Annotated in this window: 23 protein-coding genes; 13 read left to right on the forward strand and 10 right to left on the reverse strand. The window is 59.5% G+C overall.

From position 1 onward, the window contains the following. Positions 1-43: 43 nt before the first annotated feature. The 7 genes from AB4N85_RS25455 to AB4N85_RS25485 form a co-directional block, all read right to left on the reverse strand. On the reverse strand, positions 44-319 hold the full coding sequence (locus tag AB4N85_RS25455) for a hypothetical protein (RefSeq protein ID WP_016771781.1): 276 nt from the start codon (positions 317-319) through the stop codon (positions 44-46). A gap of 206 nt (positions 320-525) precedes the next feature. Beyond that, a complete protein-coding gene (locus AB4N85_RS25460) occupies positions 526-807 on the reverse strand; it encodes a hypothetical protein (protein ID WP_041477921.1) in 282 nt (93 codons plus the stop codon). 112 nt (positions 808-919) lie between these two features. After that, on the reverse strand, positions 920-3730 hold the full coding sequence (locus AB4N85_RS25465; protein WP_460066365.1) for an FAD-binding and (Fe-S)-binding domain-containing protein: 2811 nt from the start codon (positions 3728-3730) through the stop codon (positions 920-922). Further along, entirely contained in the window at positions 3727-4398 is a 672-nt protein-coding gene (locus tag AB4N85_RS25470; protein ID WP_460066368.1) for a LutC/YkgG family protein, read from the reverse strand. The genes AB4N85_RS25465 and AB4N85_RS25470 overlap by 4 nt, the downstream gene beginning before the upstream one ends. Continuing rightward, positions 4395-5852: a LutB/LldF family L-lactate oxidation iron-sulfur protein gene (locus AB4N85_RS25475; RefSeq protein WP_258707583.1), complete on the reverse strand. Its 1458-nt coding sequence runs from the start codon at positions 5850-5852 to the stop codon at positions 4395-4397. The genes AB4N85_RS25470 and AB4N85_RS25475 overlap by 4 nt, the downstream gene beginning before the upstream one ends. Continuing rightward, positions 5849-6673 (reverse strand): (Fe-S)-binding protein, encoded by an 825-nt coding sequence (locus tag AB4N85_RS25480; RefSeq protein WP_460066372.1) that lies wholly within the window; start codon positions 6671-6673, stop codon positions 5849-5851. The genes AB4N85_RS25475 and AB4N85_RS25480 overlap by 4 nt, the downstream gene beginning before the upstream one ends. Before the next feature lie 149 nt (positions 6674-6822). Beyond that, positions 6823-8517, reverse strand: a complete 1695-nt coding sequence (locus tag AB4N85_RS25485) for a lactate permease LctP family transporter (protein WP_016771776.1) — start codon at positions 8515-8517, stop codon at positions 6823-6825. Positions 8518-8780: 263 nt separating this feature from the next. Here AB4N85_RS25485 and AB4N85_RS25490 point away from each other — a divergent pair, with 263 nt between their 5' ends. Continuing rightward, on the forward strand, positions 8781-9548 hold the full coding sequence (locus AB4N85_RS25490) for an FCD domain-containing protein (protein WP_016771775.1): 768 nt from the start codon (positions 8781-8783) through the stop codon (positions 9546-9548). A 117-nt stretch (positions 9549-9665) separates the two neighbouring features. On the opposite strand, the gene smpB is transcribed toward AB4N85_RS25490, so the two are convergent. Beyond that, positions 9666-10148 carry an SsrA-binding protein SmpB gene (smpB, locus tag AB4N85_RS25495; RefSeq protein ID WP_007953781.1) on the reverse strand — a complete coding sequence of 161 codons (483 nt, stop codon included), beginning with the start codon at positions 10146-10148 and terminating at the stop codon, positions 9666-9668. A 119-nt stretch (positions 10149-10267) separates the two neighbouring features. Here smpB and AB4N85_RS25500 point away from each other — a divergent pair, with 119 nt between their 5' ends. The 3 genes from AB4N85_RS25500 to AB4N85_RS25510 are packed head-to-tail and all read left to right on the forward strand — an operon-like array spanning position 10268 to position 12420. Beyond that, the gene (locus tag AB4N85_RS25500; RefSeq protein ID WP_016771774.1) at positions 10268-11671 is read left to right on the forward strand and encodes a sodium-dependent transporter; all 1404 of its coding nucleotides are present in this window, start codon (positions 10268-10270) and stop codon (positions 11669-11671) included. 7 nt (positions 11672-11678) lie between these two features. After that, positions 11679-12113, forward strand: coding sequence for a type II toxin-antitoxin system RatA family toxin (locus tag AB4N85_RS25505; RefSeq protein ID WP_016771773.1), 435 nt, complete (start codon positions 11679-11681; stop codon positions 12111-12113). Then, positions 12106-12420: an RnfH family protein gene (locus tag AB4N85_RS25510; protein WP_041477926.1), complete on the forward strand. Its 315-nt coding sequence runs from the start codon at positions 12106-12108 to the stop codon at positions 12418-12420. The genes AB4N85_RS25505 and AB4N85_RS25510 overlap by 8 nt, the downstream gene beginning before the upstream one ends. Positions 12421-12481: 61 nt before the next feature. Here AB4N85_RS25510 and AB4N85_RS25515 read toward each other — a convergent pair whose 3' ends face one another. After that, positions 12482-13009, reverse strand: coding sequence for an outer membrane protein assembly factor BamE (locus AB4N85_RS25515; protein WP_016771771.1), 528 nt, complete (start codon positions 13007-13009; stop codon positions 12482-12484). Positions 13010-13106: 97 nt separating this feature from the next. On the opposite strand from AB4N85_RS25515, the gene fur reads away from it, so the two are divergent. Further along, positions 13107-13511 carry a ferric iron uptake transcriptional regulator gene (gene fur, locus AB4N85_RS25520; RefSeq protein WP_016771770.1) on the forward strand — a complete coding sequence of 135 codons (405 nt, stop codon included), beginning with the start codon at positions 13107-13109 and terminating at the stop codon, positions 13509-13511. Positions 13512-13587: 76 nt separating this feature from the next. On the opposite strand, the gene recN is transcribed toward fur, so the two are convergent. Beyond that, on the reverse strand, positions 13588-15261 hold the full coding sequence (recN, locus tag AB4N85_RS25525) for a DNA repair protein RecN (RefSeq protein WP_016771769.1): 1674 nt from the start codon (positions 15259-15261) through the stop codon (positions 13588-13590). A gap of 240 nt (positions 15262-15501) precedes the next feature. Between recN and grpE the strand changes: the two genes are divergently transcribed. The 8 genes from grpE (at position 15502) to AB4N85_RS25565 (ending at position 25975) form a co-directional block, all read left to right on the forward strand. Next, positions 15502-16068: a nucleotide exchange factor GrpE gene (gene grpE, locus AB4N85_RS25530; protein ID WP_039759570.1), complete on the forward strand. Its 567-nt coding sequence runs from the start codon at positions 15502-15504 to the stop codon at positions 16066-16068. Positions 16069-16170: 102 nt separating this feature from the next. After that, positions 16171-18087, forward strand: coding sequence for a molecular chaperone DnaK (gene dnaK, locus AB4N85_RS25535; RefSeq protein WP_024011565.1), 1917 nt, complete (start codon positions 16171-16173; stop codon positions 18085-18087). A gap of 297 nt (positions 18088-18384) precedes the next feature. Continuing rightward, positions 18385-19509 carry a molecular chaperone DnaJ gene (gene dnaJ, locus AB4N85_RS25540; protein ID WP_016771767.1) on the forward strand — a complete coding sequence of 375 codons (1125 nt, stop codon included), beginning with the start codon at positions 18385-18387 and terminating at the stop codon, positions 19507-19509. A gap of 9 nt (positions 19510-19518) precedes the next feature. Continuing rightward, entirely contained in the window at positions 19519-20322 is an 804-nt protein-coding gene (gene dapB, locus AB4N85_RS25545) for a 4-hydroxy-tetrahydrodipicolinate reductase (RefSeq protein ID WP_041477928.1), read from the forward strand. Positions 20323-20580: 258 nt separating this feature from the next. After that, on the forward strand, positions 20581-21717 hold the full coding sequence (gene carA, locus AB4N85_RS25550; protein WP_016771765.1) for a glutamine-hydrolyzing carbamoyl-phosphate synthase small subunit: 1137 nt from the start codon (positions 20581-20583) through the stop codon (positions 21715-21717). A gap of 124 nt (positions 21718-21841) precedes the next feature. Further along, entirely contained in the window at positions 21842-25063 is a 3222-nt protein-coding gene (carB, locus tag AB4N85_RS25555) for a carbamoyl-phosphate synthase large subunit (RefSeq protein ID WP_016771764.1), read from the forward strand. A 2-nt stretch (positions 25064-25065) separates the two neighbouring features. Further along, positions 25066-25542 carry a transcription elongation factor GreA gene (greA, locus tag AB4N85_RS25560; protein ID WP_038861135.1) on the forward strand — a complete coding sequence of 159 codons (477 nt, stop codon included), beginning with the start codon at positions 25066-25068 and terminating at the stop codon, positions 25540-25542. 28 nt (positions 25543-25570) lie between these two features. Next, entirely contained in the window at positions 25571-25975 is a 405-nt protein-coding gene (locus tag AB4N85_RS25565) for an MFS transporter (RefSeq protein ID WP_150636055.1), read from the forward strand. The last annotated feature ends 8 nt before the right edge of the window (positions 25976-25983 follow it).

Here is a 25983-nt window from a genome sequence, read left to right on the forward strand (position 1 = left end):
CAAAACGCTTGGCAGGCCAACCCGAAGGTTGGCCTGCGGGACATCAGTTACGCGTCGGGTTACGGATCTGCATCTTGCTGATGATGCCGTTGGTAACCTCGATGCATTCCTTGTCGTTGCCGGACGCCTGGGCCGCAGTGGCTTTTTCCTGTGCTTCCTTGATGTTATTCATGGAGCTTTCAGGAAGGGACGGCTGGCTGGTGACGAAATCTTTGATGCTTTGAAGATTCCCGGCGCAGAGGTCTTTGTCCGCCGCGAACACCGGCGAGGCCAGAAGTGCACCAGTGATAAACAATCCAGCAATTGCAGAATGCTTCATGGGTATCTCCTTGAACGATGGGGGCTCGGTGCTGCCGGACGGTTTGGCCGCGATGCCGAGGTCAAGACAAGCGAGGTCAGTATAGGACCTGTCTGGTTGACCGCTTCGCTGCGCAGGAATTCGGTTTTATTTGCAACGAATGTCAAAAGGCCAGATCGGTCGGCCAGGTGCCGATGCAGCCGACCTGTAAAAGGTCGGCGCATGAATCATTTTTTGGTGTCACCGGTAGCGTTTTGAATGTCCAGCAGGGTTTGCTGTGTTTCAGCGAGGCAGTCGTCAATCTTGCCTTGTGCTTTCAGGGCGCGGGCTTTGCTGACACTGGCCGATACGCGCGCATTCAGGTCTGTCGACGTCAGGTATTGGGATTTTGCGCTATCGATTCTCTGCAGATTGGCATCGCATAAATCGCCAGGTTTTTCAGCGGCGAACGAAGTGGACGCCATCATCGAGGCAGTGACAAACAGACCTAACATTACAGAGCGGTTCATGTGTATCTCCTTGAACTGAGGGTTCAGACTTCGCTGACCGTTGAACAGGCCCCGAATCGTCCGGGGCATGTGCAGTGGACTACCGCCTCGCTCAAGGGTTCTGATTTTTTCCTCAGCAGGCTTTCGCCCGTGTCACCCGATCCACCAGGTAAACCAGCCCGTGATAGTCGATTCCACCATGCTGGGTCAGGCCGATTTCGCAGGTGCGGCTGGTGGAAATCCCCTCGCTGCAGTGCTGCACGGCGTCCTTGAGCGTACGCAGCGAATGGCTGTTCAGCTCCGGTGTGGTGAAGCCTTTGTCGCCGGCAAATCCGCAGCAATGTATGCCTTCAGGAATCACCACAGTGGTGCTGCATTTGCGCGCCAGATCGATCAGCGCCTGGCTTTCGCCCAAATGCTGAGTGCTGCAGGTCACGTGGACGGCAATCGGCGCTTCCTGGGGTGTGAAGTCCAAGCGATCCAGCAAATGCGTACGGATGAAGCGCACCGGATCGTACAGATCCAGTCGTGTTTCGCCGATGTCCTGAACCATTCGCAACGTACATGGGCTGGTGTCGCAATAGATCGGATCGAGGCCGCCGCGACTGGCGTGGAGCAGGGCGCTGATCAGCTCCTGACGTTTGTGCTCGGCCTGTTCGGCGTAGCCTTTGGAGGCGAACGGCTGGCCGCAGCAGAGGTTGTCCTGATTGTCGGGAAAGACTACCTGGTAACCGGCCTTTTCCAGCAAGCCACGGGTTTTGTCGTACAGCGACATCTGCTCTTTGTCACCCGCCGCCGGGCCCATGACCCGCGACACGCAAGCTGCCAGATAAACCACGCGCGGGCGCTCGTCCGCCACGCTCGGGCTGAAGCGAATGGCTTTTTCCGGTTGTGGCATGGCGTTGGTCCACAACGGCACCTGGCCTTTGGACAGGCGCGTCAGCGTTGCCGACAACTTTGCTAGACGCGGTGCACCGAGCATCATTCGCGCGCCGTTGGCGACGTGCAGGGTGAAGCGCGCGCCTTGCAGGGTCTTGGCGAAATTTCCTTCGATCCAGTCAGCGGTTTTCTGGTGCGTGGCGTGTCGGCCACGGAGCTTTTTCACCAGTTCGCCGGTGTTGATGCCTACAGGGCAGCGTTGCGCGCACAGGCCGGTCGCGGCGCAGGTGTCGATGCCTTGGTAGTCGTAGGCTTTTTCCAGTTCGGTGGTGTCGACGCCGGCGCGCTTTTTCGCCTGGATATCGCGCCAGATGACGATGCGCTGGCGCGGGCTCAGGGTCAGGCCTTTCGATGGGCAGACCGGTTCGCAGAAACCGCACTCGATGCACTTGTCCACAATCTCGTCCGCCGCTGGCAGCGGTTTCAGGTGCTTGAGGTGGATCTGCGGATCTTCGCTGAGCACCACGTCCGGATTGAGAATGCCGTTGGGGTCGAGCAGGCGTTTGAGCTGCCACATCAGTTGATAGGCATCGCTGCCCCATTCCAGTTCCACGAACGGCGCCATGTTGCGGCCGGTGCCGTGTTCGGCTTTCAGCGAGCCGCCGAATTCCACTGCAACCAGTTGCGCGACGTCGTCCATGAACGCTTGGTAGCGTGCGATTTCTTCCGGGCTGTTGAAGCCTTGGGTGAAGACGAAGTGCAGATTGCCTTCCAGTGCGTGTCCGAAAAGGATCGCTTCGTCGTAAGCATGTTTGTCGAACAGCTCGATCAGGCGATTGACGCCGACGGCCAGTTGTTCGACCGGGAAGGTCACATCTTCGATGATTACCGTGGTGCCGGTTTTGCGCACGGCGCCGACGGCGGGGAAGGTGTCTTTGCGGATGGCCCAGAGTCGGGCGTTTTCCACCGGGTCTTCGGTGAAGTCGACCTGCTTCTCTACGGGAAAATCGCGCAGGGACGCCATGATTTGCCCCAGTTGTTCCTGCAGCAATGTCGACGAAGCGGCGCGGGATTCGATGAGCAGCGCGCAGGCATTTTCCGACAGCAGCTGTACGAAAGCGGGCATGCCTTTTTTGTCCTGCACCGAGCGCAAACTGCGCCGATCAAGTAACTCCACCGCTGACACCGGTTGGCTTTTCAGCACCGTGACCGCGTTGCAGCAGGTTTCGACATCGGGGAACACGATCAGCGCCGAGGCCTTGTTCGGGTGATCGATGACGGTGTCGTAAGTCACCGCACTGATAAAGCCGAGCGTGCCTTCGGAGCCGACCAGCAGGTGGCTCAGGATATCCACAGGCTCGTCGAAATCCACCAGGGCGTTGAGCGACAGGCCGGTGGTATTTTTCAGACGGTATTTGTGGCGGATTCTTGCGGCCAGTGCGGCGTTGGCGCGGGTCTCGCGGCCTAATGTCGCCAAGCGTTCGAGCAGGTCGCCGTGGCTGGAGCGAAATGCCGCGACGCTGGCTGGATCTTCGGTATCGAGGCGCGTGCCGTCGGCCAGCACCAGCCGAATTCCGGCCAATGTGTGATAGGTATTCTGCGCGGTGCCGCAGCACATGCCGCTGGCGTTGTTGGCGACGATGCCGCCGATCTTGCAGGCATTGATCGACGCCGGATCCGGCCCGATCTTGCGTCCGAACGGCGCCAGCCAGGCGTTGGCCTGCGCGCCGATCACTCCCGGTTGCAGGCGGATCTGCGTGCCCTGGCCGCGAATCTCGCGGGCATTCCAGTTATCCCCGAGTACGATCAGCACCGAGTCGCTGATCGCCTGCCCGGACAGGCTGGTGCCGGCGGCGCGGAAGGTCACCGGCACCTTGTCGCGCTGGGCCAGTTGCAGCAGCGCCACGACTTCGTCTTCGGACTCGACGCGGATCACCAGTTTCGGGATCAGTCGATAGAAACTGGCGTCGGTGCCAAAGGCCAGGGTCGACAGCGGATCGTCGAAGCGCCGCTCTGGCGGAATCAATCGCTCGGCATCACGCAGGAAAGCAGCAGGAAGACTCATTGATCCTCCAGAATCAGCACGACCAGATCTTTCGGGCCATGCGCGCCATACGCCAGCACCTGTTCAATATCGGCGGTTTTCGACGGGCCGGAGACCAGCAGCGCGTTGGTCGGCATGCCTTGCGCCCATTCGAACTCCTGTTGCACCTGATAGAAGTTGTCGCGGATTTCGCTGGCCTTGAGCAGGGCGAAATGCACCGGCGGCACCAGGCTCATCAAACGCGGTTCTTCACGGGTTGGCCAGAGAATCAGGCTGCCGGTCGCGGCGATGGCACCGAGGGTGCCGGTAAGGCTGGCCGGGGTGTCGTTGAACAACTCGGCTTTCCACGCTTCCATTGGCCGGTCGTAGGATTTCAGTGCAGGCAGGTCGGGATTATTCACCCAGTGCTGTGTGATGCGTTGCCCGTGCGGTGTGGTCGGTGCGATCAGCAGGCTCGGCAACTGGCGGTCGCGCAGCAGTTGCGCCAGTAATGCCGGCCACTCGGCGCCCGAGGTCAGGTGGATTTCGGTGTGCACCGCCTCCATCAGTTTGCGCAGTTGCGGGATGCGTTGCTCGGCGCTGTAGGTGTAAGGCTGGGTGACCAGGTCGACATCGAAGTTGTCGGCAATTGGCGTGGTGCCGGTCAGACTTTTCCGCAGCTTGCCGAGGATATTTTGCTTGGCGCTCATCGACGCTCTCCCTGTTTGCCCAGATGCTCGCGGGCCATGTCATGCAACGAACGCGCGGCCGGTTTTGGTGCGCTGTGATTTTGCGTCCATGGGCCGACGTTGCTCGGCGTAAGGGCGCGCAGGCGCGTGGCGAAAAAAGCGAACAAGCGGTACAGCGTCGGCGAGCTGTTGAGTCTGGCCCAGGCGTTCCAGATAAACCGCTCCTTGCGCGAATACTTGCTGCCCTGACCGCGCATCACCTGATTCGGCGTGTCCGGGGCTTTGACGTTTTCCTCGCGCAGACGGCGCAGGATCGCCGGGATGGGAATCTTCACCGGGCAGACTTCGCCGCAGGCGCCGCACAATGATGACGCGCTCGGGTGATCCGGAACCTTGGCCAGACCGACCATATGTGGGGTGATGATTTTGCCGATCGGCCCCGGGTACACCTCGCCATAGGTGTGGCCGCCGACGCGGGTGTAAACCGGGCAATGATTCATGCAGGCGCCGCAGCGGATACAGTTCAGGGTCTGGCGCAATTCACTGTCGGCGAAGGCCTGGCTGCGACCGTTGTCGAGCAACACCAGATGCACTTCCTGCGGGCCATCGAGTTCATGCTCCTTGCGCGGGCCGGAGATCATGTTGACGTAAGTGGTGATCGGAATGCCCAGCGCCGAGCGCGTCAGCAGTGACAGCAGCGGCACCACGTCGCGCAGGTTTTCCACGACTTTTTCAATGCCGGTGACGGCGATATGCACCGGCGGCACGGTGGTGGTCATGCGCCCGTTGCCTTCGTTTTCCACCAGCAGCAGGGTACCGGTTTCGGCCACGGCGAAGTTGACGCCGGAGACGCCGATGTCGGCTTCGAAGAATTTCTGCCGCAGGACCCTGCGACCGATCTGAATGAGTTGGTCAACGTCCTTGGTGTATTCCACGCCAAGTTTGTCGTGGAACAAGGACGCGACCTGACCGGCATTCTTGTGGATCGCCGGCATAATGATGTGTGAAGGCTTCTCGTGGTCGAGCTGGACGATGTACTCCCCCATGTCGGACTCCAGACATTCAATGTCCCGAGCCTCGAGGAAATGGTTCATCTCCATCTCTTCGCTGACCATCGATTTGCCCTTGATCACTTGCCGCGCCTCGTGAGCGCGGATGATCGATAAGACGATGCCATTGGCCTCGTCCACCGTTTCCGCCCAGTGCACTGTCACACCGTTGCGGGTCAGGTTCTGTTCCAGTTGCTCGAGCAGGTCGGGCAACTTGGACAGCGCGCGGGCCTTGATCGAATTGCCCAGTGCGCGCAAGTGTTCTCTTTCGTGGGCATCGCTGAAAGCCGCTGCCCGTTTGGTCATCAGTGAATCCATGGCAGTGCGGAAGTTGTTCCGCAGCTGCTGATCACCCAAGGCATTGTGTGCCCGGGTGCGGAAATCTTCTTCTACGGCGACCGTAGGAATAATCGTTGAGGTGCTCATTGTGCACCTCCGGTTCGCTGCCACAGAAAGCTGGCGAGATGTTGTCCGCGCAGCGCTTCTTTTTGTTTCTCCAATGCGCCGTTGATGTTCATCAAACAGCCGCAGTCGGCACTCAGTACCTTGTGGGCGCCGGATTCTTTCAACGCACGGGTCTTGTCAGCCACCATCGCGCCGGAAATGTCTGGCATACGGACGCTGAATGTCCCACCGAAGCCACAGCATTCGCTTTCGTGGTCGTGATTGACCCGCTCCACATTGCTCAACTGCGCCAACAACTCGCGGCCGTGCAGGTGGGTGTTCATTTCGCGGCGTGCCGAACACGAGGTGTGCAGCGCGACTTTCACCGGTTCGCCGCTGTCCTTGAGCTGCACCTTGCAGACGAACAGCAGAAACTCGGCCAGCTCATAAGTGCGAGCCGCAAGGGCCTGCACCTGTTTCAACGTTTCCGGCTCGTCCTTGAACAAGTCGGCGTAATGCTCGCGCAGCATGCCGGCGCAGGAACCCGACGGCACCACCACCGGATAATCCTCGGCAAACAGCGCTAATTGCGAGCGCGCTACCGCCCGCGCCTGCTCGGTGTAACCCGAGGTGTAGGCCGGTTGGCCGCAGCAGCTCTGCCCTTGCGGATACTCGACCCGGATCCCTTCACGCTCCAGCAGATGGATCGCGTCCATCCCGGCTTCGGGGTAGAACAGGTCGACCACACACGTGCCGAACAGGTAGACCCGCGACGGTTTCTCGCTGGGGTATTGCCGAGGTTCGGGCAGTGGCGGTGCCACGCGGGTCGCGTTCGGCACGGCGTTGTAAAAAAGCTCGCTCATCAGGCGTGTCTCCGGGTAGGCCCGGTTATCCGTCTGCTGCGGCTGCCGAATATAAAGCGCATTGCTTTCAGCAGCCTTACAGACCCGGTGGTGAATTGCTGACGCCGGATCACGGGCCGGCGTCGGTTATTTCCATACTTCTTGTAGTCTTAGTGCACCAGCATGCCGGTGAACCAGTAGGCCTGAGCCAGGGTGATCAAACCGACAATCGTTGCAAAGAATAGGCTGTGCTTGAGGGTGAAGCGGAACAGATCCGATTCCTTGCCGACCAGACCGGTCGCGGCGCAGGCCACGGCGATCGATTGCGGCGAGATCATCTTGCCGGTCACGCCGCCGCTGGTATTGGCCGCCACCAGCAAGGTGTCGTTGACGCCGATCTGGTGGGCGGTGGTCGCTTGCAACGAACTGAACAGCGCGTTCGACGACGTATCCGAACCGGTGAGGAATACGCCTAGCCAGCCGAGGAACGGCGAGAAGAACGGGAACGCGGCGCCAGTACCCGCCAGCACCAGGGCCATGGTCGAGGACATGCCGGAGTAGTTGGTGACAAAGGCGAACGCCAGCACCATGCCGATCGACAGGATCGGCCAGCGCAGCTCATAGAAGGTCTCTTTCAAAGTGGTCAGACCAGTTTTGAAATTGATCTTCAGCACCAGCATCGAAATCAGCGCGGAGAAGAAAATCGCCGTCCCGGTCGCGGAAATCGGATCGAGCTTGAACACCGCTGGAATCGCGGTCGGGTTGGCCACGATTGGCGCAGTCTTGATCACCAGTTGATCAAGGTGCGGAATCGCGAAGTTGAACACCCAGCTGTACATCGAACCACCGGCGGCGAACATCGCTTTAAAAGGCTTCAGCGTCCAGATGGTCACCAGCACAGTGAGGATCAGGAACGGCGACCACGCCTTGAAAATTTCCCCGAGGCTGTAGGGCGACGCCACGGTGGTGCGCTTCTGGCCGAAACCGCCGACGCTGGCGCTGACCACCGAAGCGGATACGGCGCCAACGATGTGCTGGCCGGCGGCGCGACGTGGTTGCCAGACCTTGAGGAACAGGGTCAGGGAAATCAGGCTGGCTAGCGCCGAAGTGATGTCCGGCAGTTCCGGGCCGATGAAGTTGGAAGTGAAGTATTGGGTGATGGCGAAACTCAAACCTGCCACCAGCGCGGCCGGCCAGGTTTCGCGCACACCGCGCAGGCCGTCCATCATGAATACCAGCCAGAACGGCACGAACAGCGACAGCAGTGGCAGCTGGCGACCGGTCATGGCGCCGATCTTGAAGGCGTCGATGCCAGTGACCTGGCCCGCCACGATGATCGGAATCCCCAGCGCGCCGAACGCTACCGGCGCAGTGTTGGCGATCAGGCACAGGCCGGCGGCGTACAGCGGGTTGAAGCCCAGTCCTACAAGGAGTGCGGCAGTAATCGCGACCGGCGCGCCGAATCCGGCGGCACCTTCCAGAAATGCGCCGAAGCAGAAACCGATCAGCAACACCTGCAAGCGCTGGTCATCGGTAATCGACAGAACCGAGCTGCGGATGACCTCGAACTGACCGCTCTTCACCGTCAGCTTGTAGAGGAACACTGCCGCGACAATGATCCAGGCAATCGGCCACAGACCATAAGCGAAACCATAACCAGCGGCGGCGAACGCCATGTCCACTGGCATCTGGAAGGCGAAAATGGCCACGGCAATCGAAAGCGCGAGGGTGATGCTGCCGGCCACATGGCCTTTGAGACGGAACACCGCCAGGGCGAGAAAGAAGAACACGATGGGAATGACGGCCGCGAGAGCGGAGACGCCAAGACTGCCGAGCGGACTGTAGAGCTGTTGCCAGGTTTGCATGGTGGGGTGGCCCCTAATTGTTGTTGGTCAGGCACTGTGAGCAATCTTGGATAATTGGTAAGACCAATTTACAAGCGCTGTTGGCTAGGGTAAAAGCCTTGATGTCGGTGTGTCAATTTGCCGCCCTGAAACTTTCGTCGAAGATGCGGTGCAGAGGGCAACTGATCCGCTTTGGCGAAGTGGCGTCTGGCAGGTGTCGGCGGCGCGCGGATAGGCCAGAATAGACACCCCGGCGAGCGGTCGGGATCGTGGAGAAATGAGTTATGGGCTTTGATCAGATACGTCAGCGCCGTTTGTCTGACGATATTGTCGAGCGCCTCGAGGGGATGATCCTCGAGGGCACGCTGAAGTCGGGCGAACGTCTGCCGGCCGAGCGCACGCTGGCCGAACAATTTGGCGTATCACGCCCGTCGTTGCGCGAGGCGATTCAGAAACTCGCGGCCAAAGGCTTGCTGGTCAGTCGCCAGGGCGGCGGCAATTATGTGGTGGAGGGCCTGGGTTCGACGTTCAGCGATCCGCTGCTGCAATTGCTTGAAAGCAATCCCGAAGCGCAACGTGATTTGCTCGAATTCCGGCACACCTTGGAGGCATCGTGCGCCTACTACGCCGCATTGCGCGCCACCGATGTCGATCGTGAGCGCCTGACCGCTGCGTTCGAAGAGCTGCAGGATTGCTACTCGCGTCACGAAGAAGTCAGCCGGGCGGAAGAGGGCGCGGCGGATGCGAAATTTCATCTGGCGATTGCCGAGGCCAGCCACAACGCGGTGTTGCTGCATACCATTCGTGGTTTGTTCGATCTGCTCAAGCGCAACGTCGTGACCAACATTGGCGGCATGTACAAACAGCGCACGGAAACTCGCGACATGCTGATCTCGCAGCACCGGGAATTGTATCTGGCGATTATCGAAGGGCGTGCCGAGCAGGCGAGGGAAGTGTCCAGCCGACATATTCTGTATGTGCAGGAAGTGCTGGAAGAGGTGCGTCAGGAGGTGCAGCGCATGGCTCGGGCGGAGCGGCGCAAGGGGATGTGATCAGGTGTGTTGGTGTTGATGCTGAAATAGCTTTCGCGAGCAGGCTCGCTCCCACCTTTGAAATGCATTCCAAGGTGGGAGCGAGCCTGCTCGCGAATTGGCGCTAAAGGAGGAAGATCAGTCTTCCTTGCCCTTGTTGCGCACCGCACGCTGCAATTCACGACCGGCATCGCGCTCGCGCTCGGTGTCACGCTTGTCGTATTCCTTCTTGCCCTTGCCCAGAGCGATCTCGCACTTGACCATGTGCTTGCTCCAGTACCAGGACAGGCAGACGCAGGCATAACCCTTCTGCTGCACGGCGGCGGCGAGCTTGTCCAACTCGCGGCGGTTGAGCAGCAGTTTGCGCGTGCGCACCGGGTCGGCGATGACGTGAGTGCTCGCGGTCATCAACGGCGTGATGTGGCTGCCAAGCAACCATGCTTCGCCGTCCTTGAGCAGCACATAGCTGTCGACCAGCTGCAACTTGCTCGCCCGCAGACTTTTTACTTCCCAGCCGGCCAGGACCAGACCAGCCTCGAACTTGTGCTCGATGAAGTAATCGTGTCGCGCCTTTTTGTTCTGCGCGATGGTCCCTGTTGGGTGTTTCTTCTGTTTAGCCATAGGGGCGGCATTATATGGAGTTGTTCGGCTGTCGGCTACGGTGTTGCTGCGCGCTTGAGCAGGTTGAGTGAATCCCGGACAATGCGGCCTCTTTTTCTAACGCTTGGGCGTGATAAACGATGTCGACAGACAAGGTTTCTGTCCACGGCAGTTGGGCTAGCCGCTGGGTATTCATACTCGCCGCGACCGGTTCGGCCGTGGGACTGGGTAGTATCTGGAAGTTCCCCTACATGGTCGGGGTCTACGGCGGCGGTGCCTTTGTGCTGATGTTCCTGGCGTGCATCGCGCTTATCGGTGTCCCGGTCATGCTCGCGGAAACCCTGATCGGCCGGCGCGCCCGGCAAAGTCCGGCGAACGCCTTGAAAGTGCTGGCACTGGAAGCCGGACACTCGGCGAAATGGTCGTGGGGCGCGTTTGCCGGGATGATCACGGCCCTGCTGATTCTTTCTTTCTACAGTGTGGTCGGCGGCTGGTCGCTGGATTACATCGTCGACATGGGGCGTGGCGATTTCCAGGGCGCGACGGCCGATCAGGTCGGCGCCTATTTCGGCAATGTCATCTCCAATCCATGGCGCCTGACACTTTGGCACACGATTTTCATGCTGCTGTCGGCCTTCGTGATCGCCAAAGGCGTGGTCGCCGGGCTTGAACGCAGCCTGCGGATCATGATGCCGCTGCTGTTCGTGATGATTCTGGTGCTGCTGGGTTACAGCATGACCACCGGGCATTTCATGGAAGGCGTGCATTTCATGTTCGACTTCCACCCGGAAAAAGTCCTCGACGGTCTGCTGCCGGCGATGGGGCACGCGTTCTTCTCGCTGAGCGTCGGCGTCGGTTCGATCATGATCTACGGCGCCTACATGCCAAAGAACACCTCGTTGTCGGGCACGGTGGTCGGTGTCGCGCTGCTGGATACTTTCGTATCGCTGGTCGCTGGTCTGGCACTGTTTCCGATTGTGTTCGCTGCTGGCCTGAACCCAAGCGAAGGTCCGGGACTGATGTTCGTCAGCCTGCCATTTGCTTTTGGTAATGTATTTTTCGGCCAGTTGATGGGCGTGGTGTTCTTCGTGCTGGTCGCGGTGGCAGCGTGGAGTTCGGCGATTTCGCTGCTTGAGCCAATGGTGGCTTACCTGGTTGAACGCACTAAAATCAGCCGCATCTGGGTCACGTTCTGGCTGGCGTTCACCTGCTGGTTCGTTGGTCTGGGCACGGTGTTTTCTTTCAATATCTGGAAGGAAGCCAAGTTTTTCGTGAACGAAGGCGGGGCGTTCAGCCTCTATCAATGGGGTGCGCAGAGCGGTCTCGACTTCTTCGGCGTGATCGATTTCTTCACCTCGCGGATCATGTTGCCCCTCGGTGGCTTGTGTTTCGTGCTGTTCGCGGGATGGGTGATGGGGCGTGAAGCGGTGCGGGATGAATTGTCCATCCGTAACCCGGTTCTGTTTGCTCTGTCCCTGTTCTTGATGCGCTACGTGGCGCCTATCGGCATTCTTGTAGTCTTTGCCGCTCAGCTCTGGAAGTAACGCTTACATGACGACACATATCCAACGATCCGCGCTTCTGCCGTACCCGGCGCAATTTCTCTACGACCTGGTCAACGATGTCGCGCGGTACCCGGAGTTTCTGCCGTGGTGCTCGGAGGCTGAAGTGCTGGAAAGCTCCCCAGAACACATGCGCGCCAGTGTCGGCGTAGCGAAGGGTGGCCTCAGTCAGCATTTCGTCACGCGCAATACGCTGGTGCCGGGGCAGTCGATCGAGATGAATCTTGAGGAAGGCCCGTTCACTCAGTTGCACGGCATCTGGGTATTCAAGGCGCTGAACGAGAAGGCCTGCAAGATCAGTCTGGATCTGTCGTTCGATTATGCCGGGCCGCTGGTGCGCGCAACTCTGGGGCCATTGTTCAATCAGGCGGCCAATCAGTTGGTGGATGCTTTCTGCCAGCGCGCCAAGCAGATGCATGGTTGAGCCGGTGATCGAGATAGAAGTCGTGTACGCAGCGGTTGATCGCCAGGTTATGCGTGCGATCAGCGTGGCTGAAGGCGTTAGCGTTCGGGCTGCGGTGCACGAATCGGGCATCGCGGCAGAGTTTCCTGAGCTGAATCTGGCCCAGTGCCCGCTGGGGATTTTTGGCAAGGTCGTGACTGACGCGGATTCTCGCCCTGTTCAGGCGGGCGACCGGATCGAAATATATCGACCGCTGCTGGCTGATCCCAAAGAGGTTCGACGTTTGCGTGCGGCCAAGGCTGCCGAGGCCAAAGCACGCAATTCTTGATCAGGCCAAACGGCAGGCAATAAAAAACCCGGAATGTCCGGGTTTTTTATTGCCTCGCCTATTACTGCGGCGAGGTGTCCAGCGGCTCTGGTGTCGGAACTGGTACGGTTTCCACGCCATCGACGTCCTTCTGGATCTGATCCAGCAAAGAGCCTGGTTTGGCTGGTTTTTCAGCTTCTGGCTTGTCGGCGTTTTCAGCAGGCGCGGTCACGGTAGTACCGCTGTCCTTGCCGAGAATGGCTTCATCACGGCTCACGCCGGGCATGAAGTCACCGGACAGGCTGACAAGCTGGTCGTTGGAGTTGAAGATAACGCTGATTCGTTCCTGCTGGCGTTCACCGCCACCCGGTTGCAGGCTGTACAGATAATCCCAGCGATCGGCATGGAACGTGTCGGCAAGCAGAGGGTTGCCCATGATAAACCGTACTTGCGGCCGGGTCATTCCCGGGCGTAACTGGTCTATCATGTCCTGCGTGACGACATTGCCCTGCTGGATGTCGATTTTGTAAACCCCGGGGAATGAACAACCGGCGAGTGCGAGCAGTCCCACAAAGGTGAAACTGGTTAGCAAGAGCTTGGTGTTTTGCATCGGTGGGCGACTTCCACTATCTTGGCTGGGACAACGTAAACGCCGATCATACCCGCATTAAGAGAAGCTGCGAAGCAGCATCGCGAGAAAGCTGACCATGGTTGAAAATAGCGAACTACGCAAAGCCGGCCTCAAAGTGACCCTGCCACGGGTCAAGATCCTGCAAATGCTCGACTCTACCGAGCAGCGCCACATGAGTGCCGAGGACGTCTACAAGGCGTTGATGGAAGCTGGTGAGGACGTTGGTCTGGCCACGGTTTACCGTGTACTGACCCAGTTCGAAGCGGCCGGCCTCGTGGTCCGCCACAACTTCGACGGCGGCCACGCGGTCTTCGAACTGGCTGACGGTGGCCACCACGACCATATGGTCAACGTGGAATCGGGTGAAGTGATCGAATTCTTCGACGAAGAAATCGAAAAGCTTCAGAAATCGATCGTCGAGAAGCATGGCTTCGAAATGGTTGATCACAACCTGGTGCTGTACGTGCGCAAGAAAAAGTAAGCATGTCGCGCGAATTTCACATTCGCGAAACGAACGAAGGCGACCCAAGGGTCGCCTTCGTGCTTTCTACTATTTATTACGCCTTGGCAGTCACCACCATTTTTTTCGCGTGAGCCAGGGATTCCTTGGTCAGATCGATGCCGCCGAGCATGCGCGCGACTTCTTCGATGCGCTCGTTCTTTGTCAGCTTCGCGACAGCGGTGTGAGTCGCCTTCTCGTCGCGGACCTTGTGCACGAACAGATGCTGATGCCCTTGCGCCGCCACTTGCGGCAAGTGCGTCACGGTCAGGACCTGGCCGCGATCACCCAGACGGCGCAGTAACTGGCCGACAATCTCGGCAGTCGGACCGCCAATACCTACGTCCACTTCGTCGAACACCAGCGTCGGCACGCGGGAGGTCTGGGCGGTAATGACCTGAATCGCCAGACTGATCCGCGACAGCTCACCGCCGGAGGCGACTTTTGCCAGCGCCTTGAGAGGTTGACCAGGGTTGGCGCTGACCAGCAGTTCGACCTGTTCCAGCCCGTTTGGCAGCAACTCGTCGCTGCTGTTGGCTTTCAGTTCGATGGTAAAGCGGCCGCCGGGCATGCCCAGGCGCTGGATTTCCTGCTCCACCGCACTGGCGAGACTGCCGGCCGCTTGATGACGAAGGTCGCTCAGCTCGCGGGCTTTCTCCTGATAGTGGCGGGCGTAGGACGCCAATTCTTCACCCAAGCGTTCGATGGATTCATCGTTGGCGTTGAGGGTTTCGATTTCATCGAGCAGCTTCTGCTGCATCTCGCCGACTTCGGTCGGCTGAATCCGGTGTTTGCGCGCCAAGGTGTAGATCGCGTCGAGGCGCTCTTCCAGGTATTGCAGGCGAGCCGGGTCGGCATCGAAGTTGTCGAGGAAGCGATTGAGCTCGCCGACTGCCTCTTCTACCTGAATCTGTGCGCTGGTCAGCAGACTGCTGGCTTCACCCAGCGCACCCACCGAACTGTTCACGCTGGAAAGTCGATTGAGGCTGGCGGTCAGCGCATTCAGCACATTGCCGGAGTCGCTTTCGCTGCATTGCTCGACCACTTGCCGGCAAATGCCCAGCAAGGTTTCGGCGTTGGTCAGATTCTTGTGTTCCTGCTCCAGTTGCTCCAGTTCATTTTCGCCGAGGCCGAGGTTCTCCAATTCCTCAAGCTGATAGCTGAGCAACTGATGACGTGCGCGTTGTTCGTCGCCGGAGTTGGACAGCCGCTCCAGTTCCTGGCGGGTCTGACGCCAGCGTTGCGCGGCAAGCTGCACCTGACGCGCCAGGTCGGTGGCGCCGGCGTACTCGTCGAGCAGGCGGCGATGAGTATCAGTTTTCAGCAGCGATTGATGTTCATGCTGGCTGTGGATATCGATCAGCAGCTCGCCGAGGGCTTTGAGGTCGCCAAGCGGGCAGGGCGTGCCGTTGATATAACCGCGCGAACGACCTTCCGAGGTGATGACCCGGCGCAGGATGCACGGCCCGTCGTTTTCCAGATCGCGCTCGGCCAGCCAGGCGCTGGCTTCAGGGATATCAGCGAGATCGAAGGTGGCGAGAATGTCGGCTTTATCAGCGCCCGGGCGAACCACGCCGCTGTCGGCGCGATCACCCAGGGTGAGGCCCAGGGCATCGAGCATGATCGACTTGCCGGCGCCGGTTTCCCCTGTGATCACGCTCATCCCGCGATCAAGTTCGAGATCGAGATGTTCAACGATGGCGTAGTTGTGTACGGACAGGTGCACCAGCATAAAGGCAGCTCCCAGGCTTGAGGTCTGGTTATTTATACAGTGTTTTGTTCAGGCCTGACAATGCCCGCCCTTAGCTCGATTTGCTTGATCGAAAAGTTTTCTTAGCGCATTCAAGAATGAGTATTCAGCACTTTTTTGTAGGGACAATTGTTTTCAGCCCTTGAAGCCTGATTTTGCGGCCCCATATATCGGGGCAGAAGCGCGAGTCAGGCTCGCGGACGAAATTGAAAGGAGAATTCTATGGCTGACGAACAGACAGTAGATACGCAAAACCCAGATGCCAATCAGGCGCCCGAAGGTTCGGGTGACGACCTGGCGACCCGTGTGCAAGTGCTCGAAGAGCAATTGGCCGCCGCGCAGGATCAGTCTCTGCGTGTTGCTGCCGATCTGCAGAACGTTCGCCGCCGTGCCGAGCAGGACGTCGAGAAGGCGCACAAGTTTGCCCTGGAAAAATTCGCCAGCGACCTGCTGCCGATCGTCGACAGCCTGGAGCGCGGCCTCGAGCTGTCGAGCCCGGACGACGAAAGCATCCGTCCGATGCGCGAAGGCATCGAGCTGACCCTGAAAATGTTCCACGACACCCTCAAGCGCTACCAGCTTGAAGCGATCGATCCGCATGGCGAACCGTTCAACGCCGTTCACCATCAGGCGATGGCCATGCAGGAAAGTGCCGACGTCGAGCCGAATAGCGTGTTGAAGGTTTTCCAGAAGGGCTACCAGCTCAATGGTCGCCTGCTGCGCCCGGCGATGGTCGTGGTCAGCAAGGCGCCGGCACCGGTTTCGCCTTCGATTGACGAGCAGGCTTGAAATTAGCCGCAAGGCCCCCATTTAGAAGTCAAGCGTTTAAGTGCTACCGCAGTCAGCCACCACTGCTGCGGCAACAAAATCCAAAGTTTCGGGAGAGTGAACATGGGCAAAATTATCGGTATCGACCTGGGGACTACCAACTCCTGCGTCTCCGTGCTGGAAAACGGCAAAGCCAAAGTTATTGAAAACGCTGAAGGCGCGCGTACCACGCCGTCGATCATCGCTTACGCCAACGATGGCGAAATTCTGGTAGGTCAGTCGGCCAAGCGTCAGGCTGTAACCAACCCGCACAACACCCTGTACGCGGTAAAGCGTCTGATCGGTCGTCGTTTTGACGAAGAAGTTGTGCAGAAAGATATCCAGATGGTCCCTTACAAGATCGTCAAGGCTGACAACAATGACGCCTGGGTAGAAGTGAACGGCCAGAAAATGGCGCCGCCACAAATCTCGGCTGAAATTCTGAAGAAGATGAAGAAGACCGCCGAAGACTACCTCGGCGAGGCAGTGACCGAAGCGGTGATTACCGTTCCGGCCTACTTCAACGACAGCCAGCGTCAAGCCACCAAAGACGCCGGCCGCATCGCTGGTCTGGACGTAAAACGCATCATCAACGAACCAACCGCAGCCGCTCTGGCTTACGGTATGGACAAGGCCAAGGGCGATCACACCGTGATCGTTTATGACCTGGGTGGCGGTACCTTCGACGTTTCCGTGATCGAAATCGCTGAGGTTGACGGTGAGCACCAGTTCGAAGTGTTGGCCACCAACGGTGACACTTTCCTCGGCGGTGAAGACTTCGACATTCGTCTGATCGACTACCTCGTTGACGAATTCAAGAAAGAAAGCGGCATGAACCTCAAAGGTGACCCGCTGGCCATGCAGCGCCTGAAAGAAGCCGCTGAGAAAGCCAAGATCGAGCTGTCGTCCGCTCAGTCGACCGACGTCAACCTGCCGTACATCACTGCAGACGCGACCGGTCCTAAGCACCTGAACGTGAAAATCTCCCGTGCCAAGCTCGAAGCACTGGTTGAAGACCTGGTTCAGCGCACCATCGAACCTTGCCGCATTGCCATGAAAGACGCCGGTATCGACGTCAGCGCGATCAACGACGTGATTCTGGTCGGTGGTCAGACTCGTATGCCGCTGGTGCAGAAGCTGGTTACCGATTTCTTCGGTAAAGAAGCGCGTAAAGACGTCAACCCGGACGAAGCCGTTGCCATGGGTGCTGCGATTCAGGGCGCTGTTCTGGCCGGTGACGTTAAAGACGTGCTGCTGCTCGACGTCAGCCCGCTGACCCTGGGTATCGAAACCATGGGTGGCGTGATGACCGCGCTGATCGAGAAAAACACCACGATTCCTACCAAGAAATCGCAAGTGTTCTCGACTGCCGACGACAACCAGGGTGCTGTGACCATTCACGTTCTGCAGGGCGAGCGCAAGCAAGCTGCACAGAACAAATCGCTGGGCAAGTTCGACCTGGCCGACATTCCACCAGCTCCACGTGGCGTGCCGCAGATCGAAGTGACCTTCGACATCGACGCCAACGGCATCCTGCACGTCGGCGCGAAAGACAAGGCTACCGGCAAGACCCAGTCGATCGTGATCAAGGCCAACTCCGGTCTGTCCGACGAAGAAATCGAGCGCATGGTGCGTGACGCCGAGGCGAATGCCGAGGAAGACCGCAAGTTCGAAGAACTGGCTGCTGCCCGTAACCAGGGTGACGCACTGGTGCACTCGACTCGCAAGATGGTCGCTGACGCGGGCGACAAGGTCACCGCCGAAGAGAAGACTGCAATCGAAGCTGCAGTGGTTGCGCTGGAAGCCGCCGTCAAAGGCGACGACAAGGCTGCCATCGAAGCCAAGGTTGAAGAGCTGTCGAAAGTCTCCGCTCCGGTTGCTCAGAAGATGTACGCCGAACAGGCTCAGCCAGCTGATGGCGCGGCCCCGCAAGGCGAATCGGCTGAGAAGGCTGACGACGTTGTCGACGCCGAGTTCGAAGAAGTCAAAGACCACAAGTAAGTTGTTGGTCGCCCGGTTGACTGCCTTGCGGCGGTGACTGGTAGGATGTCGCCGCGCGGGAGCTTGCCTCCCGCGTTGGCGTATCTGGAATACGCGAATTTTTACAGCATGCGACACCGTTCGGATGCTGGCGGTATGGCCGGGAATGCTCCTGCTTTTCGCGCCGCAGATACCGCATCAATCAAGACCAGGATCGTTGAATTGACGTGAGTTGGGTCCGGGCCTTAATGGGGGCTCAACGAGTTTGGCGAGGCTCAGGAGGGGTTTGCCGAACGTCCTTAAGAGTGCAAAGAACTTATGGCAAAGCGTGACTATTACGAAGTATTGGGTGTCGAGCGGGGCACGAGCGAAGCGGACCTGAAGAAGGCCTATCGCCGCCTGGCCATGAAGCACCACCCCGACCGTAATCCCGGCGACAAAGCTTCGGAAGAAGCATTCAAAGAGGCCAACGAGGCCTATGAAGTGTTGTCCGACGCCAGCAAGCGCGCGGCATACGACCAGTATGGTCATGCCGGCGTCGATCCGAGCATGGGTGGCGGCGGTGCCGGTTTCGGTGGCCAGAACTTCTCGGACATCTTCGGCGATGTCTTCAGTGATTTCTTCGGTGGCGGTCGCGGCGGTGCCCGTGGCGGCGCTCAGCGTGGCAGCGATCTGCGCTACACCCTGGAACTGAATCTGGAAGAAGCGGTGCGCGGCACGTCGGTGAATATCCGCGTTCCGACACTGGTCAACTGCAAGCCGTGCGATGGTTCCGGCGCCAAGAAAGGCTCTTCGCCGACGACGTGCCCGACCTGCGGCGGCATCGGTCAGGTGCGCATGCAGCAGGGCTTTTTCTCGGTGCAGCAGACCTGCCCGCGCTGCCATGGCCAGGGCAAGATCATTTCCGATCCGTGCGACTCCTGCCACGGCGACGGTCGTGTCGAAGAGTACAAAACCCTGTCGGTCAAAGTGCCTGCCGGTGTTGATACTGGCGACCGCATTCGTCTGTCCGGCGAAGGCGAGGCGGGTACCCAGGGCGGGCCGACTGGCGACCTGTACGTTGTGATCAATGTGCGCGAACACGACATCTTCCAGCGTGACGGCAAGCATCTGTTCTGCGAAGTGCCGATCAGCTTCGTCGACGCTGCACTGGGCGGCGAGTTGGAGATTCCGACCCTCGACGGTCGCGTCAAACTGAAAATCCCCGAAGGCACGCAGACCGGCAAGCAGTTCCGCGTACGCGGCAAGGGCGTTGCGCCAGTGCGTGGCGGCGGTGCCGGCGACCTGATGTGCCGTGTCGCTGTGGAAACGCCGGTCAACCTCAACCGTCGTCAGCGTGAACTGCTGGAAGAATTCCGCAGCTCCCTGGCCGACGACAACAGCCACTCGCCGAAAACCACCGGTTGGTTCGACGGTGTGAAGCGTTTCTTCGGCGATTTGTAAGGAGTCGGCATGCGACGTATTGCAGTGATGGGCGCCGCCGGGCGCATGGGCAAGACCCTGATTGAAGCGGTGCAGCAGACGCCGGGCGCCGGTCTGACGGCGGCGGTCGATCGTCCCGACAGCACGCTGGTCGGCGCGGATGCCGGTGAGCTGGCAGCGCTGGGCCGTATAGGCGTGCCGCTGTCCGGTGATCTGGATCGTGTGGTTGAAGAGTTCGATGTGTTGATCGACTTCACTCACCCGACCGTGACCCTGAAGAATCTCGCGTTCTGCCGCAAGCACGGCAAAGCGATGATCATCGGCACCACCGGTTTCAGTGTTGAAGAGAAGCAATTGCTGGCCGATGCGGGCAAGGACATTCCGATCGTCTTCGCCGCCAACTTCAGCGTCGGCGTCAACCTGTGCCTGAAGTTGCTCGACACCGCTGCGCGCGTGCTGGGCGACGATGTCGATATCGAGATCATGGAGGCCCATCACCGCCACAAGGTCGATGCTCCCTCCGGTACCGCGGTGCGCATGGGTGAAGTGATTGCCGATGCCTTGGGGCGTGATCTGAAGAAGGTCGCGGTCTACGGTCGCGAGGGCCAGACTGGTGCGCGGGAGCGTGAAACCATTGGTTTCGCCACCGTGCGCGCTGGCGATATCGTCGGTGATCACACCGTGCTGTTCGCTGCCGATGGCGAGCGCGTCGAGATTACCCACAAGGCATCGAGCCGCATGACCTTCGCCAAGGGCGCGGTGCGTGCGGCGCTGTGGCTGGATGGTCGCGAGCCGGGCCTGTACGACATGCAAGACGTGCTCGACCTGCGTTGAGTCGTTGCTGAACCCGGCGCAAACGTCCCGTTTTGCGCCGGTTTTTACCGCTTGGCGACGACCTGTCGCATTCTCCGGCCTTTAAGGCTCTTTAGCGGTGGACCAAAAACGCCCTTTTCTGTAAGCTACAGCTTTAGTGTGTCCACTAAAAGCGCGCAGAATAATTTCAGTGAAGAAGCGGGGTGACGTGTCCATACGTCACTCCGCTTTTTTACAACCTGCGATTGCCCTTTCATGCGTTATTTACGGGAGGTCTTCTTGACTAAGCCAGCCATACTCGCCCTTGCTGATGGCAGCATTTTTCGCGGCGAAGCCATTGGAGCCGACGGTCAGACCGTTGGTGAGGTGGTGTTCAACACCGCAATGACCGGCTATCAGGAAATCCTTACCGATCCTTCCTACGCCCAGCAGATCGTTACCCTGACTTACCCGCACATCGGCAACACCGGCACCACGCCGGAAGACGCCGAGTCCGACCGCGTCTGGTCCGCTGGCCTGGTCATCCGTGACCTGCCGCTGGTAGCGAGCAACTGGCGTAACACTATGTCCCTGTCCGATTACCTGAAAGCCAACAACGTGGTGGCAATCGCCGGTATCGACACCCGTCGCCTGACCCGCATTCTGCGAGAAAAAGGCGCTCAGAACGGCTGCATCATGGCCGGCGACAACATCTCCGAAGAAGCAGCCATCGCCGCTGCGCAGGGCTTCCCGGGCCTGAAGGGCATGGACCTGGCGAAAGTCGTCAGCACCAAGACCCAATACGAATGGCGCTCGACTGTCTGGGATCTGAAAACCGACAGCCACGCGACCATCGAAGCCTCCGAGTTGCCATATCACGTGGTCGCCTACGACTACGGCGTCAAGGTCAACATCCTGCGCATGCTGGTCGAGCGCGGCTGCCGCGTGACCGTTGTGCCTGCGCAGACTCCAGCCGCCGATGTGCTGGCGCTGAAGCCGGACGGCGTGTTCCTGTCCAACGGCCCGGGTGACCCGGAGCCATGCGACTACGCGATCCAGGCGATCAAGGAAGTCCTGGAAACCGAGACGCCGGTGTTCGGCATCTGCCTCGGCCACCAGTTGCTGGCTCTGGCCTCCGGCGCCAAGACCCTGAAAATGGGCCACGGCCACCACGGTGCCAACCACCCGGTGCAGGATCTGGATACAGGCGTGGTGATGATCACCAGCCAGAACCACGGTTTTGCGGTAGACGAAGCCACCCTGCCAGCCAACGTGCGCGCAATCCACAAATCGCTGTTCGACGGCACCCTGCAAGGCATCGAGCGCACCGACAAGAGCGCGTTCAGCTTCCAGGGTCACCCTGAAGCGAGCCCGGGCCCGAACGATGTCGCGCCACTGTTCGACCGCTTCATCAACGAGATGGCCAAGCGACGCTAAGCGTTCGCCTTGAGACTGTAGAGAGAAGGCCTCGAGGGCGGCCCCGGTACCGGCGGCCCCTTCGGGACTTCAGAAATCGATCAAGACGGCTTGCCGACTGACCTGCGGATTTGAGTGACAAACCATGCCAAAACGTACAGACATTAAAAGCATCCTGATTCTCGGCGCTGGCCCGATCGTGATCGGCCAGGCCTGCGAATTCGACTACTCCGGCGCCCAGGCCTGCAAGGCCCTGCGCGAAGAGGGTTACCGCGTCATCCTGGTGAACTCCAACCCGGCCACCATCATGACCGACCCGGACATGGCCGACGCCACCTACATCGAACCGATCAAGTGGCAGACCGTGGCCAAGATCATCGAAAAAGAGCGTCCGGACGCCGTGCTGCCAACCATGGGCGGCCAGACCGCCCTGAACTGCGCCCTGGACCTGGAGCGCGAAGGCGTTCTCGAGAAGTTCGGCGTAGAGATGATCGGTGCCAACGCCGACACCATCGACAAGGCTGAAGACCGTTCGCGTTTCGACAAGGCGATGAAGTCCATCGGCTTGGCCTGCCCGCGTTCCGGCATTGCCCACAGCATGGAAGAGGCCAACGCGGTCCTCGAAACCCTCGGCTTCCCGTGCATCATCCGTCCGTCCTTCACCATGGGCGGCACTGGTGGCGGTATCGCTTACAACCGTGAAGAGTTCGAAGAAATCTGCGCCCGTGGTCTGGACCTTTCGCCGACCAAAGAGCTGCTGATCGACGAATCGCTGATCGGCTGGAAAGAATATGAGATGGAAGTTGTCCGCGACAAAAAGGACAACTGCATCATCGTCTGCTCGATCGAAAACTTCGACCCGATGGGCGTGCACACCGGTGACTCGATCACCGTTGCTCCAGCACAAACCCTGACCGACAAGGAATACCAGATCCTGCGTAACGCCTCGCTGGCGGTACTGCGCGAGATCGGCGTCGAGACCGGTGGTTCCAACGTTCAATTCGGTATCTGCCCGAACACTGGCCGTATGGTCGTGATCGAAATGAACCCGCGTGTATCGCGTTCCTCGGCACTGGCTTCGAAAGCCACCGGTTTCCCGATCGCCAAGGTCGCGGCCAAACTGGCTGTGGGTTACACCCTTGATGAGCTGTCGAACGACATCACCGGCGGCAAGACCCCGGCGTCCTTCGAACCGTCGATCGACTACGTCGTCACCAAGCTGCCACGCTTCGCCTTCGAGAAATTCGCCAAGGCTGACGCACGCCTGACCACGCAAATGAAGTCGGTCGGTGAAGTCATGGCCATCGGCCGGACCTTCCAGGAATCCCTGCAGAAAGCCCTGCGCGGTCTGGAAGTCGGCGTTTGCGGTCTGGACGAGAAGCTCGATCTGAGCAACCCGGACAGCATGAGCGTGCTCAAGCGCGAACTGACCGTGCCGGGCGCCGAGCGTATCTGGTACGTGGCTGACGCCTTCCGCGCCGGTCTGTCGGTCGAAGACATCTTCGGCATGAACATGATCGACCCGTGGTTCCTGGTGCAGATCGAAGACCTGATCAAGGACGAAGAGAAGGTCAAGACCCTCGGTCTGTCCTCGATCGACCGCGACCTGATGTTCAAGCTCAAGCGCAAAGGCTTCTCTGATCAGCGTCTGGCGAAACTGCTGGGCGTCACCGAGAAAAACCTGCGTACGCATCGTCAGAAGCTGGAAGTGTTCCCGGTCTACAAGCGCGTTGACACCTGCGCCGCCGAGTTCGCTACCGACACCGCTTACCTGTACTCGACCTACGAGGAAGAGTGCGAGGCAGCACCGTCGGGTCGCGACAAGATCATGATTCTGGGTGGCGGTCCGAACCGTATCGGCCAGGGCATCGAGTTCGACTACTGCTGCGTTCACGCTGCGCTCGCCCTGCGCGAAGACGGCTACGAAACCATCATGGTCAACTGCAACCCGGAAACCGTTTCCACCGACTACGACACTTCCGACCGTCTGTACTTCGAGCCGGTAACCCTGGAAGACGTACTGGAAATCTGCCGCGTCGAGAAGCCGAAAGGCGTGATCGTCCAGTACGGCGGCCAGACTCCGCTGAAACTGGCTCGTGCTCTGGAAGCTGCTGGCGTGCCGATCATCGGCACTAGCCCTGACGCGATCGACCGCGCCGAAGATCGCGAGCGCTTCCAGCAAATGGTCGAGCGCCTGAACCTGCGTCAGCCGCCAAACGCCACTGTGCGCAGCGAAGATGAAGCCGTTCGTGCTGCGGCGAAGATCGGTTATCCGCTGGTGGTGCGCCCGTCCTACGTGTTGGGCGGCCGTGCGATGGAAATCGTATACAAGGAAGACGAACTCAAGCGCTATCTGCGTGACGCGGTGCAAGTGTCCAACGACAGCCCGGTGCTGCTCGACCACTTCCTCAACTGCGCCATCGAAATGGACGTGGATGCGGTCTGCGACGGCAAAGATGTAGTGATCGGTGCGATCATGCAGCACATCGAACAGGCGGGCGTTCACTCCGGTGACTCCGCGTGCTCGCTGCCGCCGTACTCGCTGCCAGCGCACATCCAGGACGAGATGCGCGAACAGGTCAAGAAAATGGCCCTGGAGCTGGGTGTTGTCGGCCTGATGAACGTGCAATTGGCCTTGCAGGGCGAAGACATCTACGTCATCGAAGTCAACCCGCGCGCCTCGCGTACCGTGCCGTTCGTTTCCAAGTGCATCGGTGTTTCCCTGGCCATGATCGCTGCGCGCGTGATGGCCGGTAAGACCCTGAAGGAAATCGGCTTCACCAAAGAAATCATCCCGAACTTCTACAGCGTTAAAGAAGCGGTGTTCCCGTTCGCCAAGTTCCCTGGCGTTGACCCGATCCTCGGCCCAGAGATGAAGTCGACCGGTGAAGTGATGGGTGTCGGCGATACCTTCGGCGAAGCATTCGCCAAGGCGCAGATGGGTGCCAGCGAAGTTCTGCCGACCGGCGGTACCGCGTTCATCAGCGTGCGCGATGACGACAAGCCACTGGTTGCAGGCGTGGCCCGTGATCTGATCAACTTGGGCTTCGAAGTGGTCGCCACTGCCGGCACTGCCAAGCTGATCGAAGCCGCAGGCCTGAAAGTGCGCCGCGTGAACAAGGTGACCGAGGGTCGTCCGCACGTGGTCGACATGATCAAGAATGACGAAGTCACGCTGATCATCAACACCACCGAGGGTCGTCAGTCGATCGCCGATTCGTACTCCATTCGTCGCAACGCCCTGCAGCACAAGATCTACTGCACCACCACTATTGCTGCGGGCGAAGCGATCTGCGAAGCGCTGAAGTTCGGTCCGGAAAAGACCGTGCGCCGCTTGCAGGATCTACACGCAGGATTGAAGGCATGAGCATAACCAAGTACCCAATGACTGTTCAGGGCGCTCGCGCCCTGGAAGAGGAGCATGCTCACCTGACCAAGGTCGTCCGTCCGAAGCTCAGCCAGGACATCGGTACGGCCCGCGAGTTGGGTGACTTGAAGGAAAACGCTGAATACCATGCTGCCCGCGAACAGCAAGGCATGGTCGAAGCGCGTATTCGTGATATCGAGGGCCGGATTCAGAATCAGGTCATCATCGACGTCACGACCATTCCTCACACCGGTAAAGTGATTTTCGGTACCACCGTCGAGATCGCCAACGTCGAGACTGATGAAAGCGTCACTTACCACATCGTGGGTGAGGATGAGGCTGACTTCAAACTCGGCAAGATCTCCGTCGGTTCGCCGCTGGCCCGCGCCTTGATTGGCAAGGAAGAGGGTGACGTTGTCGCCGTCAAAACGCCAAGCGGCGTGATCGAGTACGAGATTGTCGAAGTTCGTCACATCTGAAAGAAGGCGCCCGCTGCATGCGGGCGCCATGCTTTGGCAACTGACCCAGATGCTTTGGGTCGGTGGGCTATGGTTGATTCATGTCGGTTTGCAGCCGGCGCTGGGCCGGATCGGTCTGGCGCCGCTGTTGATCGACGAAGTGGCCAGTGCTTTCGAAGTGCTGGTGGTGGGATTCGCCGCTCTGTGCGTGATCTTTCAGGCTTTGGTGCTGGTACAGGCCGAGGGCCTTGCCAGTCTATGGCGGGATTTTCGCGGGCAGGTGCTGTTGATGGCGTTGTACGCGTGCGCGATGTATGTCGCCGTGCGTGTCGGCTGGCCGGATGCGCAGCGCTGGCAGGTATTCAGTTATCTGGTGCTGGGTTTTTCCGGGCTGGTGCTGGTCATGCAGCCGGTGCCGGGATGGGGTGGCAGGGTGCGCGAAGCACACCCTTGACCCTGCGC

It is taken from the genome of Pseudomonas sp. H1_G08 (genome assembly GCF_054681355.1).

What these genes read in the sequence shown, in the direction of transcription:
- grpE (WP_039759570.1), top strand. Translation starts at nt 15,502, where the DNA reads ATGGCTGACGAACAGACAGTAGATACGCAAAACCCAGATGCCAATCAG.
- AB4N85_RS25480 (WP_460066372.1), bottom strand. Translation starts at nt 6,673, where the DNA reads ATGAGCGAGCTTTTTTACAACGCCGTGCCGAACGCGACCCGCGTGGCA.
- AB4N85_RS25455 (WP_016771781.1), bottom strand. Translation starts at nt 319, where the DNA reads ATGAAGCATTCTGCAATTGCTGGATTGTTTATCACTGGTGCACTTCTG.
- AB4N85_RS25505 (WP_016771773.1), top strand. Translation starts at nt 11,679, where the DNA reads ATGACGACACATATCCAACGATCCGCGCTTCTGCCGTACCCGGCGCAA.
- AB4N85_RS25485 (WP_016771776.1), bottom strand. Translation starts at nt 8,517, where the DNA reads ATGCAAACCTGGCAACAGCTCTACAGTCCGCTCGGCAGTCTTGGCGTC.
- dnaJ (WP_016771767.1), top strand. Translation starts at nt 18,385, where the DNA reads ATGGCAAAGCGTGACTATTACGAAGTATTGGGTGTCGAGCGGGGCACG.
- AB4N85_RS25465 (WP_460066365.1), bottom strand. Translation starts at nt 3,730, where the DNA reads ATGAGTCTTCCTGCTGCTTTCCTGCGTGATGCCGAGCGATTGATTCCG.
- AB4N85_RS25510 (WP_041477926.1), top strand. Translation starts at nt 12,106, where the DNA reads ATGGTTGAGCCGGTGATCGAGATAGAAGTCGTGTACGCAGCGGTTGAT.
- AB4N85_RS25470 (WP_460066368.1), bottom strand. Translation starts at nt 4,398, where the DNA reads ATGAGCGCCAAGCAAAATATCCTCGGCAAGCTGCGGAAAAGTCTGACC.
- AB4N85_RS25490 (WP_016771775.1), top strand. Translation starts at nt 8,781, where the DNA reads ATGGGCTTTGATCAGATACGTCAGCGCCGTTTGTCTGACGATATTGTC.
- AB4N85_RS25515 (WP_016771771.1), bottom strand. Translation starts at nt 13,009, where the DNA reads ATGCAAAACACCAAGCTCTTGCTAACCAGTTTCACCTTTGTGGGACTG.
- smpB (WP_007953781.1), bottom strand. Translation starts at nt 10,148, where the DNA reads ATGGCTAAACAGAAGAAACACCCAACAGGGACCATCGCGCAGAACAAA.
- recN (WP_016771769.1), bottom strand. Translation starts at nt 15,261, where the DNA reads ATGCTGGTGCACCTGTCCGTACACAACTACGCCATCGTTGAACATCTC.
- AB4N85_RS25565 (WP_150636055.1), top strand. Translation starts at nt 25,571, where the DNA reads ATGCTTTGGCAACTGACCCAGATGCTTTGGGTCGGTGGGCTATGGTTG.
- AB4N85_RS25475 (WP_258707583.1), bottom strand. Translation starts at nt 5,852, where the DNA reads ATGAGCACCTCAACGATTATTCCTACGGTCGCCGTAGAAGAAGATTTC.
- AB4N85_RS25500 (WP_016771774.1), top strand. Translation starts at nt 10,268, where the DNA reads ATGTCGACAGACAAGGTTTCTGTCCACGGCAGTTGGGCTAGCCGCTGG.
- dnaK (WP_024011565.1), top strand. Translation starts at nt 16,171, where the DNA reads ATGGGCAAAATTATCGGTATCGACCTGGGGACTACCAACTCCTGCGTC.
- fur (WP_016771770.1), top strand. Translation starts at nt 13,107, where the DNA reads ATGGTTGAAAATAGCGAACTACGCAAAGCCGGCCTCAAAGTGACCCTG.
- carB (WP_016771764.1), top strand. Translation starts at nt 21,842, where the DNA reads ATGCCAAAACGTACAGACATTAAAAGCATCCTGATTCTCGGCGCTGGC.
- dapB (WP_041477928.1), top strand. Translation starts at nt 19,519, where the DNA reads ATGCGACGTATTGCAGTGATGGGCGCCGCCGGGCGCATGGGCAAGACC.
- AB4N85_RS25460 (WP_041477921.1), bottom strand. Translation starts at nt 807, where the DNA reads ATGAACCGCTCTGTAATGTTAGGTCTGTTTGTCACTGCCTCGATGATG.